The organism is Sphingosinithalassobacter tenebrarum (genome assembly GCF_011057975.1).
GTDB classification, from domain to species: Bacteria; Pseudomonadota; Alphaproteobacteria; order Sphingomonadales; family Sphingomonadaceae; genus Sphingomonas; species Sphingomonas tenebrarum.
The window spans coordinates 1,235,559-1,252,933 of record NZ_CP049109.1 but is presented as its reverse complement, the minus strand read 5'-3'; the positions used below and the strand labels follow the sequence as shown (position 1 = coordinate 1,252,933).

The 17,375-nt window shown below is 64.9% G+C and carries 17 protein-coding genes; 9 read left to right on the top strand and 8 right to left on the bottom strand.

The features are described 5' to 3' along the window. Complete coding sequence (locus G5C33_RS06175; protein ID WP_165326416.1) at positions 1–318, bottom strand: 2Fe-2S iron-sulfur cluster-binding protein; 318 nt, start codon at positions 316–318, stop codon at positions 1–3. A gap of 63 nt (positions 319–381) precedes the next feature. On the opposite strand from G5C33_RS06175, the gene G5C33_RS06170 reads away from it, so the two are divergent. The 3 genes from G5C33_RS06170 (at position 382) to G5C33_RS06160 (ending at position 1,917) form a co-directional block, all read left to right on the top strand. Next, positions 382–1,005 carry a DNA-3-methyladenine glycosylase family protein gene (locus G5C33_RS06170; protein ID WP_165326415.1) on the top strand — a complete coding sequence of 208 codons (624 nt, stop codon included), beginning with the start codon at positions 382–384 and terminating at the stop codon, positions 1,003–1,005. A gap of 21 nt (positions 1,006–1,026) precedes the next feature. Continuing rightward, on the top strand, positions 1,027–1,617 hold the full coding sequence (locus G5C33_RS06165) for an NADPH-dependent FMN reductase (RefSeq protein ID WP_165326414.1): 591 nt from the start codon (positions 1,027–1,029) through the stop codon (positions 1,615–1,617). Between the two features lie 93 nt (positions 1,618–1,710). Beyond that, positions 1,711–1,917: a hypothetical protein gene (locus G5C33_RS06160; RefSeq protein WP_165326413.1), complete on the top strand. Its 207-nt coding sequence runs from the start codon at positions 1,711–1,713 to the stop codon at positions 1,915–1,917. A gap of 2 nt (positions 1,918–1,919) precedes the next feature. On the opposite strand, the gene G5C33_RS06155 is transcribed toward G5C33_RS06160, so the two are convergent. Further along, complete coding sequence (locus G5C33_RS06155; RefSeq protein WP_165326412.1) at positions 1,920–2,819, bottom strand: ROK family protein; 900 nt, start codon at positions 2,817–2,819, stop codon at positions 1,920–1,922. 137 nt (positions 2,820–2,956) lie between these two features. Here G5C33_RS06155 and G5C33_RS06150 point away from each other — a divergent pair, with 137 nt between their 5' ends. Next, the gene (locus tag G5C33_RS06150) at positions 2,957–4,000 is read left to right on the top strand and encodes an aldo/keto reductase (RefSeq protein WP_165326411.1); all 1,044 of its coding nucleotides are present in this window, start codon (positions 2,957–2,959) and stop codon (positions 3,998–4,000) included. A 28-nt stretch (positions 4,001–4,028) separates the two neighbouring features. Here the strand turns inward: G5C33_RS06150 and G5C33_RS06145 are convergent, their stop codons facing one another. Together G5C33_RS06145 and G5C33_RS06140 are read right to left on the bottom strand one after the other, a co-directional pair. Then, complete coding sequence (locus tag G5C33_RS06145; protein WP_165326410.1) at positions 4,029–4,184, bottom strand: helix-turn-helix domain-containing protein; 156 nt, start codon at positions 4,182–4,184, stop codon at positions 4,029–4,031. Further along, positions 4,181–4,960, bottom strand: a complete 780-nt coding sequence (locus G5C33_RS06140; protein WP_165328731.1) for a sulfite exporter TauE/SafE family protein — start codon at positions 4,958–4,960, stop codon at positions 4,181–4,183. Before G5C33_RS06140 ends, G5C33_RS06145 begins: the two co-directional genes overlap by 4 nt. Before the next feature lie 107 nt (positions 4,961–5,067). Between G5C33_RS06140 and G5C33_RS06135 the strand changes: the two genes are divergently transcribed. Beyond that, a complete protein-coding gene (locus G5C33_RS06135) occupies positions 5,068–5,721 on the top strand; it encodes a peroxiredoxin (protein WP_228275207.1) in 654 nt (217 codons plus the stop codon). Next, entirely contained in the window at positions 5,718–6,074 is a 357-nt protein-coding gene (locus G5C33_RS06130) for an ArsR/SmtB family transcription factor (protein WP_165326409.1), read from the top strand. The genes G5C33_RS06135 and G5C33_RS06130 overlap by 4 nt, the downstream gene beginning before the upstream one ends. 16 nt (positions 6,075–6,090) lie before the next feature. Here G5C33_RS06130 and G5C33_RS06125 read toward each other — a convergent pair whose 3' ends face one another. Both G5C33_RS06125 and G5C33_RS06120 read right to left on the bottom strand, forming a co-directional pair. After that, positions 6,091–7,689: an amino acid ABC transporter ATP-binding/permease protein gene (locus tag G5C33_RS06125; protein ID WP_228275206.1), complete on the bottom strand. Its 1,599-nt coding sequence runs from the start codon at positions 7,687–7,689 to the stop codon at positions 6,091–6,093. Then, positions 7,686–9,212: an ATP-binding cassette domain-containing protein gene (locus G5C33_RS06120; protein WP_165326408.1), complete on the bottom strand. Its 1,527-nt coding sequence runs from the start codon at positions 9,210–9,212 to the stop codon at positions 7,686–7,688. The genes G5C33_RS06125 and G5C33_RS06120 overlap by 4 nt, the downstream gene beginning before the upstream one ends. Before the next feature lie 116 nt (positions 9,213–9,328). Here G5C33_RS06120 and G5C33_RS06115 point away from each other — a divergent pair, with 116 nt between their 5' ends. From G5C33_RS06115 to cydX, 3 genes are read left to right on the top strand one after another with little or no spacing between them, the layout of a single operon-like run. After that, positions 9,329–10,897 carry a cytochrome ubiquinol oxidase subunit I gene (locus tag G5C33_RS06115; protein ID WP_165326407.1) on the top strand — a complete coding sequence of 523 codons (1,569 nt, stop codon included), beginning with the start codon at positions 9,329–9,331 and terminating at the stop codon, positions 10,895–10,897. Between the two features lie 24 nt (positions 10,898–10,921). After that, a complete protein-coding gene (gene cydB / locus G5C33_RS06110; RefSeq protein WP_165326406.1) occupies positions 10,922–12,070 on the top strand; it encodes a cytochrome d ubiquinol oxidase subunit II in 1,149 nt (382 codons plus the stop codon). A gap of 12 nt (positions 12,071–12,082) precedes the next feature. Further along, positions 12,083–12,199 carry a cytochrome bd-I oxidase subunit CydX gene (gene cydX, locus G5C33_RS06105; RefSeq protein ID WP_165326405.1) on the top strand — a complete coding sequence of 39 codons (117 nt, stop codon included), beginning with the start codon at positions 12,083–12,085 and terminating at the stop codon, positions 12,197–12,199. 148 nt (positions 12,200–12,347) lie between these two features. Here the strand turns inward: cydX and G5C33_RS06100 are convergent, their stop codons facing one another. After that, positions 12,348–14,333 (bottom strand): tetratricopeptide repeat-containing sulfotransferase family protein, encoded by a 1,986-nt coding sequence (locus tag G5C33_RS06100; protein ID WP_165326404.1) that lies wholly within the window; start codon positions 14,331–14,333, stop codon positions 12,348–12,350. A gap of 71 nt (positions 14,334–14,404) precedes the next feature. Then, a complete protein-coding gene (locus G5C33_RS06095; protein ID WP_165326403.1) occupies positions 14,405–17,056 on the bottom strand; it encodes a TonB-dependent receptor in 2,652 nt (883 codons plus the stop codon). Positions 17,057–17,375 lie beyond the last annotated feature (319 nt).

The following is a 17,375-nucleotide window of genomic DNA, read 5'->3' as shown; positions in this document are numbered from 1 at the left end:
TCAGTCCTCTTCGGCGATCGTCACTTTCATCCCGTCGAACGCATCGCCGAAGGGAAGCTGGCAGGACAGCCGCGAGCGATCGTCGCGATCGGCGGAACTGTCGAGCAGGTCATTCTCGTCCTCGCTCAGCGGCGGAAGTTTGGCCGCAAATTCCGGGTCGACATGGACGTGGCACGTCGCGCAGGAGCAACAGCCACCGCACAGCGCCAGCAATTCGTCAAAGCCGTGTTCGCGGATTACTTCCATCACCGAAAGACCCGACTCGCCGACGACTTCCCTTTCTTCCCCATCGCGTGTCACGACGATAAGCCTGGCCATGTTCCTCTCCCTTCTCGTCTTTCGACATGCAGTGATACACTATTCGTTTCAAGGATTTGCCGCATGGGATTGAGTGCCGAACAATTGCGCGCCTCGCTCGATTCGCTTGGCGCGGTCGAGCCCGCCTTCGCCGCGGGACTGGCGCGCGCCGGCTATCCCGAGCCGCGGATTCGCGATCGCGGCTATGCGACTCTGCTGCGCACCATCATCGGGCAGCAAGTGAGCGTACAGGCCGCCCAGTCGATCTGGAACAAGGTGGCGGCCGCGCTGGGGGAGATCGAAGACCCGGCGGCGGTCGTGGCGGCAAGCGACGAGACACTGCGCGGCGCCGGGCTGTCGCGACAGAAGATCGGCTATGCCCGCAGTCTGGCCGACGAGGTGACGAGCGGGCGCCTCGACCTCGCGGCACTGCCGCAGGACGATGAGGAAGCGATCGCGCAGCTGGTCCGCATCAAGGGGATCGGGCGCTGGTCCGCAGAAATCTATCTGCTCTTCGCCGAAGGGCGACCCGATATCTGGCCGGCAGGCGACCTTGCCGTGCAGATCGAGATCGGACGGTTGCTCGGCCATGCCGAACGTCCCAGCGAAAAGACGATTCGCGCGCTCGCCGAACCCTGGCGCCCGCATCGCGGTGCCGCTGCCATTTTCGCCTGGCATCACTACAAGACGGATATGGAAGTCATCTGATCGCCATTCCAGGAGTCCCCCATGTCCGACAATATCCTGATCTTCTACGGCTCCTATCGCCGTGACCGGATGGGCATCCGCCTTGCCGACTATCTTGTCCGCAACTTCGCCGATCGCGGCGCGGCGCCCGAATTGATCGACGCAAAAGCAGTCGGGCTGCCGATGCTCGACCGGATGTACAAGGAATATGCCGACGGCGAAGCGCCCGAGGCGATGGCGGCACTGGCCCGCAAGATCCGTGCGGCGGACGGCTTCGTCTTCGTCACCGGCGAATATAACTGGGGCATGCAGCCGGGGCTGAAGAACCTGACTGATCATTTCCTCGAGGAGTGGTTCTGGCGCCCCGCCGCCATCGCCAGCTATTCGGCAGGGCGGCTTGCCGGAGCGCGCGCCAATTCGGCCTGGCATGCTACGCTCAGCGAAATGGGCATGGTGGTGACTTCGAGCACGCTCACCGTCGGCCAGATCGGCAAGGCGCTCGATGCCGATGCGCAACCGACCGGCGATGGCGGGGCGGCGCTCGAAAGCAGCTTCGGCCGCTTCGCCGACGACCTGCAATGGTGGATCGAGGCCGCACGCGAACAACGCGCGCGCAAGGCGCCGCCTTATTGAAGCGCACGCAATTCATCTTCCGCACAGCATCGCCCGGCGATAAAATCGCGCGCCGGGCCATCGGGGCACCGGCCCTGAACGAAATGCATCGCCATGCGTCCGATCGCTCTTTCCGCGCTTGCCCTTCTCGCCGCCGGTTGCGCTACCTCCCATCCGGGATGGAGCGGAACCAATGCGACGCCCTTCGACACCGCACAGCAGGAATGCGCCCGCGCGACGGCGACCATCGCCGACACGGCGACGCGCGATGCCGAATTCCAGCGCTGCATGGCCGACAAGGACTGGACGCGAACGCGCTGAACTCAGCCGTCCAGCGCCTCCAGTCCGACGGCGATCGCGCCTAGCGGCCCGGCCATCGCACCGAGCCCAGGCGGCACCAGCCTGCAATCGAGCCCCGCCGCCCAGTGCGATAGCGAGCCATAGCCGGCAAGGCTTTCGGCAAGCCGCTTGCGCAACATCGGGAAAAGAAACGGCCGGTCGGCCACCACTCCGCCGCCGATCGCTATCTGTTGCGGGACCAGCGTGACGGCGAGATTGTGCAGCAACCCGCCCAGATCGTGGACGAACAGGCTCCAGCATGGGTCGTCATCGGCCAGCTCGGCGGGCGCGCGACCGAAACGTTCGGCCAGCGCCGGACCCGATATCAGCCCCTCGACGCAATCACGGTGAAAACGGCACTGCCCGGCAAATTCATCGCCGGGAACACGCGGCACGCGCATATGGCCGGCTTCGCCATGCGCGAACCCGATCAGCGGTCGTCCGCCCGCCACCATCCCCACTCCGACACCGGTACCGATGGTGATGTAGACATGATCGCTCAGTCCCCGCGCCGCGCCCCAGCGCGCCTCGGCAAGCGCGGCGCCGTTCACATCGGTCTGAAATCCGGTCGGCTTTCTGAAACGTCGCGTCATGCGCCCCAACAAATCGACACCGCTCCACCCATGTTTGGGCGTCGCGGTGATGCAGCCGTGATCGGCCCGCGCCGGATCGAGCTCCAGCGGTCCGAAGGAGGCGATCCCGATCGCATCGAATTCCCAGCCCGCAAGCAGCGCCTCCAGCGCGCCGAGCGTCGCTTCGGGCGTGGTCGTGGGCACCGATTGCCGCGCTGCCACCGCGGTCGGCCCGGATGCGAGGATCGCGACACATTTCGTGCCGCCCAGTTCTAGCCCGGCGATCCGCGGCGCTGGGGTGTCGGCTGCCATCCGGCGATCGTTAGCGCCGATCCGACGAAGCGCAAGCCATACCGGTTGCAATTACGAACCGAGACCACATCTCTGGGGCGCGCCGCCGACCCTCCCCCCTCCTTCGGCGGCGCACCCCATCCGACAGGGAGAACCCCATGCGCTACAACAAGCTCGGCAATACCGGCCTTATCGTGTCCGAACTCTGCCTCGGCACCATGACCTTCGGCGGCGGCGAAGGCATGTGGCGGCAGATCGGCCAGCTGCAGCAGGACGACGCCGATACGTTGATGAAGACCGCGATCGACGGCGGGATCAATTTCGTCGACACCGCCAATGTCTATGCCGAGGGGCTTTCGGAAAAGATCCTCGGCCAGTCGATCCGCAATCTCGGCATCAAGCGCGAGGAGCTGGTCGTCGCGACCAAGGTACTCGGCCCGATGCACGCCGGCCCCAACGGCGCGGGCGCCTCGCGCGGGCATATCCTGACGCAGGTGGAAAAGAGCCTCGAGCGGCTGCAGCTCGATTATATCGACCTTTATCAGATCCACGGATTCGACCCGACGACGCCGATCGAGGAAACGCTCGCCGCGCTCGACACGCTCGTGCAGCACGGCAAGGTCCGCTATATCGGCCTGTCCAACTGGGCGGCGTGGCAGATCGCCAAGGCCGCGACGATCGCCCGCCATCGCGACTATGCGCCGATTGCCTCGCTCCAGGCCTATTACACGATCGCAGGGCGCGACCTGGAGCGCGAGATTGCGCCGATGCTGCAATCCGAGGGGATCGGGCTGATGGTATGGAGCCCGCTCGCGGGCGGCTTCCTGTCGGGCAAATATACCCGTCAGAGCGAAGGCGAAGGGCGGCGCGCGGACGGCTTCGATTTCCCGCCGGTCGACAAGGAACGGGCATACGACATCGTCGAGATCTTCCAGGAACTGGCGCAGGCCAAGGGCAAGAGCGTCGCGCAACTCGCATTGGCCTGGCTGCTCTATCAGCCGGTGGTTTCGAGCGTGATTGTCGGCGCCAAGCGCAAGGATCAGCTCGCCGACAATCTCGGCGCGGTCGATGTCGAATTCACTGCCGCCGAACTCGAACGGCTCGACGAAGCGAGCAAGCTGACGCCCGAATATCCGCACTGGATGCTCGAACGGCAGGGCACATACCGCGCATCGCCCGATTCGCGGCGCGTGGTCAAATAGCGACTCAGGGCGCGCACCGGCTCTACGGTCAGTGCGTGCCCGCCTCGCGCCGTTCGCGGCGCCAGCGGGCGAAGGTGCGTTCGGAAATGCCGATTTCGCGGCATGCCTCGACCACGCCCTTGCCCGTGGCGATGCGCCGCGCGATTTCCTGGCACCGGGCTTCCTTGTCGGGGATCACGCTCATCCGGCAAAGCTCCGCCAGAGCATATAGAAGGCGACGACGAAGATCAGGATCGCGAACACCTGTTTCAGGCTCCCGCCCGAGGAGAGGCGCCGCGCGAGCATTGTCCCCGCCAGCCCGCCGACTACGCCGCCGCCGATGAAGATTCCCGCGAGCGGCCAGTCGACATAGCCCGACAGCGCATAGTTGAATGCCGTCGTCAGCCCGAACGCCGTCACAGCGACAAGCGAGGTACCGACCGCGTTAATCATCGGCATCCCGGTCGACGCGATCAGCCCCGGCACGATCAGAAAACCGCCGCCAATCCCGAAAAAGCCCGAAAAGGCGCCGGTCGCCGCGCCGAAACCGAGCACGCGCGGCGCGTTGCTCCGCTCGCACTGGACGTCAGGGCTTCCTTCGTCCTTGCGCGTGCGCAGCATCAGTCCGGCGACGACCAGCATCAGCAACGCGAAGAGGAACAGCAATCGCTCGCCATCCACGGCCTTGCCCAGTGTCGACCCGGCGAGCGCGCCGAAGACCCCGGCAAAGGCATACATCGCCCCGCAGCGCCATTTGACGTTATGCGCGCGGGCATGGCTGGCGAGCCCAGTCGCCGCATTGACCGCGACCGCAAGCGCGCTGGTGCCGATCGCGACATGCGCGCCGGGAACGCCGACCAGATAGGCAAGCAGCGGCACCGCGAGAATCGAACCGCCGCCGCCGACCAATCCGAGCGCAAACCCGACAAGCAAACCGGAAACGGCACCGAGGCCATATTGCAGGGGAGTGAGATCGAGCATTGCCAACAATAACACGCTTTACTGTAATATGTAATCGTGTAATCTGATTGTGCCGATTGGTCAATTCGTGCAAATCCCTAGCGGCCTATTGACCCAGGAATCTGATTTTGAACCAGGATATCGCCTCGACACCCATCGGCGCCACGCCCCGCCTCGGTATGCCGCTGCCCAATTTCACTGCGCGCACCACGCATGGGGTGAAATCACTTTCCGATTTTCAGGGATCGTGGCTGGTGCTGTTTTCGCATCCGTCGGATTTCACTCCGGTCTGCACGAGCGAATTCATGGCGATCGCGCGCGCGGCGGAGCGGTTCGCGGCGCTCGATTGCGCGCTGATGGCGCTCTCGATCGACAGCCTTTACTCGCATTTCGCCTGGATCCGGCTGATCCACGAACGCTTCGACGTGAAGGTCGATTTCCCGATTATCGAGGACCCGACACTCGAAATCGCCCGCGCCTACGGAATGGTGCCGCCCGACGCGCGCGACGCTTCGACGGTGCGCTACACCTATTTCATCGATCCGCGCGGGCTGCTGCGCGCCTCAACCTGCTATCCCACCGAAATCGGCCGGTCGGTCGAGGAAATGCTGCGCATGGTGGCCGCGCTGCAACGCGCCGACGCCACCGGACACCTCGCGCCCGCCGGATGGGAGCCGGGCAAGGAATTGCTGCGCGCGCCGACTCAGGACATCGGCAATGTCTTCGCCGCGCAAAGCCCGGTCGACTGGTTCTACGCCCCGGTCGAGGACAAGACGTCATGACCACCACGCCCGACACCGAAACCACCGCCGATCTGCTGCGCGCGCTGGGCCATGCCACGCGTCTCGAGCTGGTCCGCGCACTGCGCGAGGGCGAACGCAGCGTCGGCGATATCGAAGCCGCCACCGGCGTCAGCCAGCCCGGCCTCTCGCAACAGCTCGCGGTGCTGCGCAAGGCCGATCTGGTGACGACGCGGCGCGAGGCGAAACAGGTTTTCTATCGCCTCAACACCGAACGCTTCGCGGCGCTGGCGAAGCTGTGCGGCGAACTCGCGGCGCCCGGCGGCGAACCGCCGTCGCCCCCCGGTGATTTGCCCGGCGGATCGAGCGCGGCGGTCTTCGCGCGCGTGGGCTGACGGATAAACACCCAACTCAACCCTCTCGAACCGCGATCGCTTCGACCTCCACGCTGCGAGCCGCCAGCGCGAGCGGTGCAGGCCGGTGCGAGACCAGGATCAGTCCGGTTCCGGTAGCATCGAGCCACTGACCAAGCCGGTGCACCAGCTCGGCCTCCGTCGCCGCGTCGAGCCCTTCGGTGGGCTCGTCGAGAAGCAGCCACGGGCGCCCCGCCAGCAGCGCACGCGCCAGCGACAGCCGCTTGCGTTCGCCCCCCGACAAGGTGCCGCCCGCTTCGGACAGCGGCGTATCGAACCCTTCCGTCATCGCCGCGATGCGCATGTCGAGACAAGTGACACGCAATGCCTCGGCCATTTCCCCGGCAGTCACACCCGGCCGGGCGAGGCGCAGATTGTCGGCGATGCTGCCAGCAATCAGCACGGCGTCCTGCGGCGCCAGCGCGAATTGCGCGCGCAGCATGTCGGGCGGGCAGGCACCGGCCTCGACTCCGTCGACACGCAGCGCATGATGCGGCGGCCGCAGCCCGGCCAACGCTTCGAGAATACGCGTCTTTCCCGATCCCGAACGCCCGGCAATCGCGACGCGATCCCCCGGAGCCACTTCGGTGTCTCCGAGCGCGATCGGCACGGCGCCGACGGGGACATGCGCCTGCTTTTGCGGCGTCCCTTCGAGCGCGCTCAGCACCGACAGGCGCGCGATTCCCTGTTCGACGCTCGCCTGGCGGATCGCGGTGCGTGCGAACGCTGCCATCGATTCGACCGAAGCGGTGGCAGCGAGCAGCCCGAGCGCGACATCGGCGGCGGGGCTGGTGGCGAGCGCCAGCACGATCGCGGCGGCGAGACAGCCATAGGCGACTAGCAGCCCGGCAATGAGTCCCTCGCCGCGGAACAGCGCCGCTCGCGCACGGTCCATCGGCTCAGCAAGCGCCAGCAATTGCGCGGTCACGCGCTCGCCCAGGCCATAGGCAATGATATCGGGGCGGGCGGCGGCATAGTCGATATAGGCGGTACGCAACTCGCCGAGCGCATCAGCCGCCTGCGCCGCAGGTTCACGCGTCAGCCGCCGCGCGGCCCTGCCGAGCAGCGAGGGCAGTACGGCGAGCATCGCCGCCAGCGCGAGCGCAGCCGGCCAGCCGGCCCAGAAGGTGAGCCCGACCGCGAAGATCGCCGCGATCAGGCTTGCCGGACGGGTGGGTCGACGGACGACGAGATCCTCGAGGGCCTCGATATCGCCGATCAACCGCGCGCTGGCATCACCGCCCGAAAGGTCGGGCGCGGTGCGGCTGTCCTGCGCCGCGAGCTTGCCGAACAGGCTGCCGCGCAGCGCCGCCATCGCACCGAGCGCGCCGCGATGCGACAGCAGCCGCTCGCCATAGCGCGCGACGGTGCGGATGATCGCCAGCGCACGGATCGCGGCGCTGGGAATGAGATAGTTGAACGCCATCGCCGCGACCGGCCCCGCCGCGCCCGCGATGGCGGCGGCGGTAAGGAACCAGCCCGACAGGGCAAGCAGCAGGATCGAGGAAATCCCCGCCAGCAGCGCGCAGAGAAAGGCGAGGCGCAACAGCGTCTTGCTCGCACCCTGAAGCAATTGCGTATCGTCCCGTCGCTTCACAGCGCCACCTCGCCCTGGGCAGCGGCGATCAGCCGCGCGTCATGCGTCGCGACGATCACGGCGTGGTTTGCCGCCAATATCGTCAGCAGCGTAACGACGTCCCGCGCCGCGGCATCGTCGAGGTCGGCGGTGGGTTCATCACAGAGCAGCAGCGGGCGACCCGACAATATCGCGCGCGCCAGCCCGAGCCGTCTTCGCTCGCCCCCGGAAAGTCCCGATCCGCGATGGTCGAGCGGCAGATCGATCCCGCGCGATTCGGTCAACTGATCGAGCCCCACCGCGCCTACCGCCTCGGCAATGGCGGCATCGGGCGCATCGGGAGCGGCGAGCGCCAGATTGTCGCGCAGCGTGCCGGGCAGGATCAGCGGATGCTGCGCGGCCCATGCGATGTCGCCAGGCGCGACTGGTGTCACCTGCCCCGAAGCGGGCTGCACTTGCCCGGCGATCGCGGCGAGCACGCTGGTCTTGCCGCTGCCGGTCGGACCCGTGAGCGCGATCAGCCCGGTCGCCCCGATTTCGAAATCGAGCGGGCCGATCGCATGGCCGGGCCATGCGATCGTCAGCGCCTGCGCGCGCAGCCCCGCCCAGGGCGCGGCCGCAGGCTGCGGCGCGGGCTCGGGCAGCGCCGCCAGTTCCGCGTGCGCCGCCTCGCCCATCTGCTTTTCGTGATAGGCGGCGGCCAGCCGCCGCATCGGCAGATAGAATTCCGGCGCCATTGCGAGGGCGAAAAAGGCCTCGCGCAGCGTCAGAGTTTCGGGATCGGGAAAGGGCAGCATGCCGAGCAGGCTGAACCCGCAATAGACCGCGACCAGAGCCACCGCGAGCGCCGAGAAGAATTCGAGCACCGCACTCGACAGGAATGCCGCGCGCAGCACCGCAACGGTGCGGTCGGCGACTTCGCGCGTCGCGCCCTGCACCTGGCGCGCGATCCGTTCCTCGGCGCCGAAATGGCGGATGATCGGCAGCGTGCGCACGCGATCGACGAACAGCCCCGAAAGATCGCCCAGCGCCGCGAGCTGACGTTCCGAAGCGCGCCGCGCCGCCGTCCCCGCGAAGATCATGCCAAGGATGAAGGGAATCAGCGTCACGAACAGAATCGCCGCCGCTACCAGGCTGGCACAGGCGACAATCGCGATCACCGCAAGCGGCGCGAGCGTCGCGGCGAGCCGAGCCGGCACGAACCGCGCTTCATAGTCCTCGATCGTGCGGACATAGTCGATTGCCAGCACCGCCGACCCGCCGAGCGACGGGGCCGTGGCGAGCGGCATGCCGAGCAGCCGCCGGAACAGCCTGGCGCGAAGGACGCCCCCTCCCCGCTGCGCCTTCGCAATTGCAAAATGCTGAACCGCGTAAACCGACGCCGCACGCATAAGCCCGCCGCCGACGATCGCGGCATAGGCATAATAATGGTCGGAAAGCCCGGCGGCGGAACGACTTACCGCTTCGGCAATGCCCCATGCGAACCACGCGGCCCCGACCAGATCGATCAGCCAGAACCACCCGGCATTGCTATAATTTCTCATAATATGATTTTCACTAATTGACCTTCGTCAAGGTGAGTCCTATGCCGCGCTCGCAGATAGCGCGGGCGGATCGTCCGAGTCACGGCCTAGCCCGACTCAACTATGAGGAACCTGCCATGGATATGGCCGTCGTTGAGCTTTCACGGCTTCAGTTCGCACTGACAGCCATGTACCACTTCCTGTTCGTCCCGCTGACGCTCGGGCTTTCCTTCATCCTGGTGATCATGGAGAGCCTCTATGTGATGACGGGCCGCGAGATCTGGCGCGACATCACGCGCTTCTGGTCCAAGCTGTTCGGCATCAATTTCGTGCTCGGCGTCGCCACCGGGCTGACGATGGAATTCGAGTTCGGGACCAACTGGTCCTATTACTCGCATTATGTCGGCGACATTTTCGGCGCGCCGCTGGCGATCGAGGGGCTGATGGCCTTCTTCCTCGAAGCCACCTTCGTCGGGCTGATGTTCTTCGGCTGGGACCGGATGACCAAGCGCCAGCACCTGTTCACCACCTTCATGGTGGCGCTGGGCTCGAACCTCTCCGCGCTGTGGATCCTCGTGGCCAATGGCTGGATGCAATTCCCCGCGGGCTCGGAATTCAATCCCGACACGATGCGGATGGAAGTCACCAATTTCGTCGACGTGCTGTTCAATCCCGTCGCGCAGGCCAAGTTCGTACACACGGTGAGTGCAGGCTATGTGACCGCATCGGTGTTCGTGCTCGGCGTCTCGGCCTTCTATCTGCTCAAGGGACGCTATCTGGAGCTCGCCAAACGCAGCTTCGCGGTGGCGGCGGCGTTCGGCCTCGCTTCCTCGCTGTCGGTCGTCGTGCTGGGCGATGAAAGCGGCTATGCGCTGACCGACAACCAGAAGATGAAGCTCGCCGCGATCGAAGGCGCCTGGGAGACCGAACCGGCCCCTGCCGGCCTCGCCATCTTCGGCCTGCCGTCGAACAGCGGGCGCGAAACCAGATATGAGATCAAGATCCCCTATGTGCTGGGCCTGATCTCCACCCGCAGCCTCGACGGCGAAGTCAGCGGGATCAAGCCGCTGGTCGAACAGGCCAAGGTACGGATCGTCAACGGCCTTTCCGCCTATGACGCCGTGCAGAAGCTGCGCGCCGATCCCGACGACCTTGCCGCGCGCGAGGCGTTCGAGCGGAGCAAGGCCGATCTGGGCTATGCGCTGCTGCTCAAACGCTATGTCGACGATCCGCGCCGCGCAACGGCCGGAGAAATCGAACAGGCGGCCTGGAATACCGTGCCCAATGTCCCGGCGCTGTTCTGGCTGTTCCGCGGCATGGCGGGGCTCGGCTTCTTCTTCATCGCCTTTTTCGGTCTGGCGCTGGTCTATGCCAATGCGCGCCGATTCGACCGCAAATGGTTCCTGCGACTTGCGGTGATCGTGATCCCGCTGCCGTGGATCGCGGCGGAGTTCGGCTGGCTGGTTGCGGAGATCGGACGGCAGCCCTGGGCGGTCGAAGGCGTGCTGCCGACCTTCCTCGGCGTGTCGAGCCTGACCGTGGCCGATATCTGGGCCACCATCATCGGCTTCACATTGCTCTACGGTGTGCTGGCGGTGATCGAAATCCGGCTGATGCTGGCGACCATCAGGAAAGGGCCCGAGCAATATCTGCCCGCGCCCGATCCCGCGCCGTCCGCTCCCCATCACGCCGTTCCGGCCGAATAAGCTTCGGGACAGAGGAGACATATCATGTCCATCCCCCTCGACTATGAAACGCTCCGCCTGATCTGGTGGGGCCTGCTGGGCGTGCTGCTGATCGGCTTCGCGCTGACCGACGGCTTCGATCTCGGCGTCACCGCGCTGCTGCCCTTCATCGCGCGCGATGATGTCGAGCGCCGCCTGGTGATCAACACCATCAGCGCGACCTGGGAAGGCAACCAAGTCTGGTTCATCCTCGGCGGCGGCGCGATCTTCGCCGCCTGGCCTTTTGTCTATGCAGTCAGCTTCTCGGGCTTTTACCTGGCGATGTTCCTGCTGCTGGCATCGCTGATATTGCGACCGGTCGCGTTCAAATACCGCTCGAAGCACGACGACAAAGGCTGGCGTTCGCGGTGGGACTGGGCGCTGTTCGTCGGAGGCTTCGTACCTGCGTTGGTGTTCGGCGTCGCGGTGGGCAACGTCCTGATCGGCGCGCCCTTCCGACTCGATGCCGATCTGCGCAGCTTCTATGAAGGCACGCTGCTCGGCCTGTTCACGCCCTTCGCGCTGCTCACCGGCCTGTTGTCGGTGGCGATGCTGGTGCTGCACGGTTCGGGCTGGCTCAGCATGAAGGTCGAAAGCGGCCCCGTGCACGATCGTGCGCGTCGCTGGGGCCAGATCGCCGCAGTCGCCGCGATCGCGCTCTTCGCGCTCGGCGGCCTCTATGTCGCGTTCGGCGGGCTCGGCTACCGGATCACCGGCGTCGTCGATCCCAACGGTCCGTCCAATCCGTTCCTTACCAAGACAGTGGCGGCGCCTGGCGCATGGCTCGACAATTACGGCACCTATCCCTGGATGCTGATCGCACCGGTGCTCGGCTTCCTCGGCCCCGTGCTTGCCTTTCTCGGCATTCGCGGAGGCAAGGACCCGCTGGTCTTCACCGGCTCTTCGCTGGCGACGGTGGGGATTATTTCGACGGTCGGCCTGTCAATGTATCCGTTCATCCTGCCGAGCGCGATCGATCCGGCTTCCAGCCTGACCGCGTTCAACGCATCTTCCAGCCACGGAACGCTGTTCACGATGCTGATCGTGACGGTCGTCTTCCTGCCGATCGTGCTGCTCTACACCGCCTGGGCATATAAGGTGATGTTCGGCCGCGTGACCAGCGAGCAGGTCAACAACAACCCCGATTACTACTGAGGAGCCCTGGATATGTGGTATTTCGCATGGGTATTGGGTCTCGGCCTCGCCGTGGGCGTAGCGATCCTCAACGGCATCTGGCTCGAATTCCAGACCGATTACGACGAAGACAAGACGGTTCTCGACTAACCCCGGAATCCGTTTGGGCTGAGCCTGTCGAAGCATGTCCTGAGCGCCTGCCTTGGCAGGCAGTCGAAGGGCCGCGTTCTTCTTTCTGCCAACGTGGCGAGAAGAAGGACCGCACTTCGACAAGCTCAGTGCGAAGGGGGGTGAGTAGTTAGGGTGTATCGGGCGCGAGATCGCCCAGCGCGGCCTTGAGGTCGCCGAGCCACGGCTCATAGTGACGCCACACCGCGACGCCCGAACGATTGAGCGGGCGGCGCACCTGTTCCGAGCTTGCCGTGCGCACCGCGCGTTCGGTGCGGTGAAACTCGAGGCACGCCGGCTCGAAATCGACGCCGACATAATCGAGCATCCGCCGCACCTGCCCTTCCAGATCGGCAAGCACGTCCTCATGCTGCACGCGCAGTACGCGCCCCTCGGGCAGCACCGCGTCCCAATGGTCCATCAGATCGACATAGTCGCGATAATAGCGGCCGATCTCGGTGAGGCCGTAAGTGAACTCCTGCCCCTCGGCGAAGAGCTGCTTGAAACCCGAGAAACAACAATCCATCGGATCGCGTCGCGCGTCGATGATCTTCGCATTCGGCAGGATCAGGTGGATGAGCCCGATATGCCGGAAATTGTTAGGCATCTTATCGATGAAGAACGGCGCGCCCGCGCGGTGGATACGCGTATTCTCGATATAATCGGCACCGAGCGCGGCCAGCTCCTCGGCAGGCAGATCGTGGAGGATGCCCGGATAGCGCTCGGTCCCGCGCTTGCGCCCGCGCAGCCGGTGCGCGAGCGAGAGGATGTTGGGCAGTTCGAGCGTACCGTCGATTGCGCTGTGCGAGGCGAGTATCTGCTCCAATAGCGTCGACCCCGCACGCGGCAGGCCGAGGATGAAGATCGGATCGGGCGCGGCATCGCCCTTTCCCGCCTGTTTCGCGAACAGTTCGGGCGTGCAGACCTGTTTCTGCGCCGCCAGTTCCTCGGTCATCTGGTCGGCGCTGTAGCGCGTCTGAAAGCGCTTCAGGCTGTTGCCTTCCTCGTAAAAGCCGAAGCTTTCCGCATATTCCTTGCGATCCTCATGCGCCTTGCCGAGCGCGAAAGCGAGGTGCACGCGGTCCATCAGCGCGAGATCGTCGCGCGCCATCAGGCCATGCATCTGCGACACTTCGCCGTCAGTGAAATTATAGGTCTTGAGATTGGCCAGCGCATACCAGGCATCGCCCTGTTCGGGCCGCGCGGCAAAGGCGGCGCGATAACTGGCAATGGCATCCTCCTGCCGCCCCATCGTCTTGAGCGCATGCCCGCGCGATGTGAGCGTCGCCGGATCGCGCGGAAGCCTGGCAAGGATCGTGTCGAACAGCGTCAGCGCCCGGTCATACTCACCGGTCTGCATGCTCTCGATCGCGTAATGCGACTGGAACAGCGGGCTTTCCGGGTCGCGCGCGTAGAGATATTCGGCCTGTTCGCGCGCGGCGACGAATTTCTGGCGCTTGCGCAGCACCTGGATGTAGTCGAGCCGCAGCTGGACATTGTCGGGTTCGAATTCGACCGCGCTTTCGAGCAGGAAATCGGCGTCCTCGAGCACGCCGAGGCGGCTGCCGATATCGGCGAGCAGGCGCATCGCTTCGATATGATGCGGACGCGCCTGCAGAAAGGCGCGGCACAGCGCCTCGGCCTTCAGAATGCGCCCTTCGTGGATCATGTTGGTGACTGCAAGCAGTTCGCGCGGCAGCTCAGCCAGTCGCGCCACCTGCGCACGCGCCGCCGCGGCTTCGGCCGCATTGCCGCCGCTGCGCTCGATCATGTCGGCAAGCGCCGACCAGCTCGCGTTGAGCGACGGGTTGTACTGGCAGGCGCGGCGATAGGCCGCGATCGCCGCCTGCGGATCGCCGCGATCGCGGGCAAGATGCCCTGCCTCCTGCCAGCCACGGCCATATTCGGGCGCCACCTTGCGCAGCGCGGCGATATGACGCTGCGCCACGTCGTACCGCGCGGCAAAGCGCGCCGCCACGGCGGCGACGTACAGCGTGTCGAGATCCTCGGGCGTTTCGTTCAGCAGCGCTTCGGCCTGCGCCAGCGCATCTGCGTGGTCGCCTGCCTTCAGCGCGGCCTTTGCTCCGGCGAGCCGGTCTTCCTCAACAGCGGTCATATGCAGCCCATAAGCGAACGGGGGCAGTCAATCGACCGCCCCCGCCCGAATTTTCGCCAGTGGCGCGTTCGTCAGAAATCATATCCGACGCGCATGCCCACCGTCAGCGGGCGATTCATCACGACGCGCGGGCGATCGTAGTAGAAGTCGCCGCTCAGCTGGGCGCGCTCGTCGGTGATGTTCTCACCGTAGATTTCGAAGCGCCAGCCATCATAGGAGGACACGCCGGCCGACAGGCCGAAGGTCGTCCAGCTGTCGAGCTGCAGGCGATTGATGTCGATGATGTCAGTATATTTCGAAGCCGAATGCGCCATCGTCGGCATGACGTGCGCCGTCAGGTCGGGCGACACGTCCCATTCGTACCGAACGCGCAGATTGCCCTGGAATTCCGGCGCATAGGCGAGGCTGTCGCCGACATGCACGTCGCCGGTGGGCGTCAGCACCTCGGTAATCTCGGTATCGAGGAACGAGAAGGCCGCCGAAACCGTCAGACCCGGCATTGTATACGGCGCATAGGTGATTTCACCCTCAACACCCCAGATTTCCGCGTCGGCCGCATTGTCCGAGAAGAACAGGTTCACGATGCCCGGATCGAAGATCGTCGTCTGCAGCTTCGAGATGTCGACATAAAAGGCGCTGCCGTTGAACACGAGCTGATTATCGAAAAGCTGCGTCTTCCAGCCGATTTCATAGTTCGCCACTTCGTCGGTCGCGACGGCGAAGGGGACGGTATAGCCGTTGGGGCCCTGCGCACCGCCCGGACGGTTGAGCAGACCCGGACGGAAACCTTCCGAATAGGTCGCATAGAAGAGCAGCCCTTCGGCCGGCGTCATCGTCAGCGTACCCTTGAAGATGAAGCCATCGGCGTGCGCCGTATCCGGCGCGTTGATCGCGGCGACGATCCGCGGGTCAGTCGCGGGCGTAATATCGGCTTCGGTGTAGGTGGTGTGCGGGCCGCAATTGCCGATGTCGGTATAGCTGCCATCACCATTGTATAGGTCGCTGATGTCGGTGCCGTATCCGTTGGGATCGGAACCATTGGGACCGGACAGATTACAGAAGCTGCTGTTCGCACTGCCTTCCAGATCGACGTCTACGTCATAGTAACGCATGCCGAAGGTGGCGGTGAGGAATTCCGGGACGACATCGAACGATGCCTCGCCGAACAGACCGAACTGCTCGTCGGTGCGCTTCACGTCGTTGCGGAAGATGACGCCCGCCGGGAAGGGACCCGGGTCCGAGGTGTACCCTGTGGTGAACGGATAATTGGGCGCGAAGCCGTACACGCCCGGGGTGAAGGTTTCGACATATTGCGAACCGGGATAGTGGAAATCATTGCGCTCCTTGAGCACCAGGTTCGAATAGAAGCCGCCGGCGGTAACGCGGAAACGCGATTCCTGCGGGGTGTTGAAGCGCAGCTCCTGCGTGAATTTGGTCGTATCCGACTTGGATGTCACGAACAGGTTGGGCGCCTGGCAGGTGCCCGACGGCGCGCCGCCCGGATAGGAAACCGATCCGTCGCAGATATAATAGGGCAGATACTGGCCGACGAAGAGATAGTCGGAATAGTCGACCCGCTGATCGGTCTCGCGATCGGTATAGGCACCGGTGTAGACGATATCGAGCGCGCCGAGGCGGCCTTCGACGGTCCATGCGGTGTTCGAGAAGTCATCCTCGAGCCGGTCCTGCTCGAAACGCTGGATTTCGAGGTCGCCCAGCGTCGGATCCTCGAAGAAGACACCGTCCGAATCGAGGCCCTGCCGCGTGTGCGCGACCTTGATCGACCAGTCGGGCGTCACTTCCCACAGCGCCGTGACGCGGAAGCCCGAATAGGTGGTGTCGTTGATATTGTCCTGAACCAGGCCGGCATTGTTGGCTTCGATGAAGTTGACGCCCGAAAGATCGGCACCTTCCTGAATGCCGCCGCGGCCGCCGGCGGCATAGGGAAGCTTCACCGGCACGCCATTGTAGCGGACCGTGCCCGTATCACGGAAACGCGCGCTTTCCGAAGCGTCGCGCGTTCCCGCGACATTGTCGATATAACCGCCCTGATGGTCGAGATAGACGACACCGCGCACCGCCAGCGTCGGCGTCACCGGCACGTTCAGCACCGCTTCGGCATTGGCGCTCATCTCACCGTCCTTGGTGAAGGCGACGCCGGCCTTGCCGCTGCCCGAGAACTCGCCGAGAATCGGCTCGTTGGTGATCATGCGGATCACGCCGGCCTGCGAGCTGGCGCCGAACAGCGTGCCCTGCGGCCCCGACAGCACTTCGATGCGCGAAAGGTCGGCGGCATAGACGTCGAGATTACGGCCCGGCTGCGAAAGCGGCTGTTCGTCGAGATAGAGCGACACGTTCGGCGCGAGGCCGGCGACGCCCGCCGTCGTCAGGTTCGGCGTGGTCGAGGCGAGGCCGCGGATATAGATGGTGTTCTGCCCGGGGCCGCCGCCGCCCGCCGTGACGTTCGGCAGTTCGGTGAGATAGTCTTGGAAATTGGCGACGCCGAGCTGGTCAAGCTGTTCACCGCCAAGCGCCTGCACCGCGATCGGAACATCCTGCAGGTTCTCATCGCGCTTGGTGGCGGTGACGACGATCGTCTGCACGCCGCCGGTGCGCTGCGAAGCGGTGGTATCCTGCGCGCCGGTCGCATCCTGCGCGGCGGCAGGCGTTGCGAAACAGGCGAGCAGGGCAACCGTGGAGACGGTTGCGTTGAGCTTGTTCATGGTGTTGTTCCCCAGGTTGTTGGTGGCTGCCCCTTCGCCGGACTGCGGCACAGCCCCGGCACAACACGTGCGCCGAATATGCGCAAAGGGCCGCACACGGCGAAATTGCCGTGCGCCAGCCGAAAGATGTTACGTTTCCGTTTCACTTATCCCGGCAAATGTCGCGTTTGCCAACCGCTAACATGCTGCACCGCAGCCAATATCGGCCAAGGCGTTGCAATGATGCAACAGCTGCGTTAGACGCCGATAACCATTGCAATCTGGATAGAAGGATTTGGGAAGTCGAATCAAATAGCCTGAAAAACTCCCAAGTTCTGAT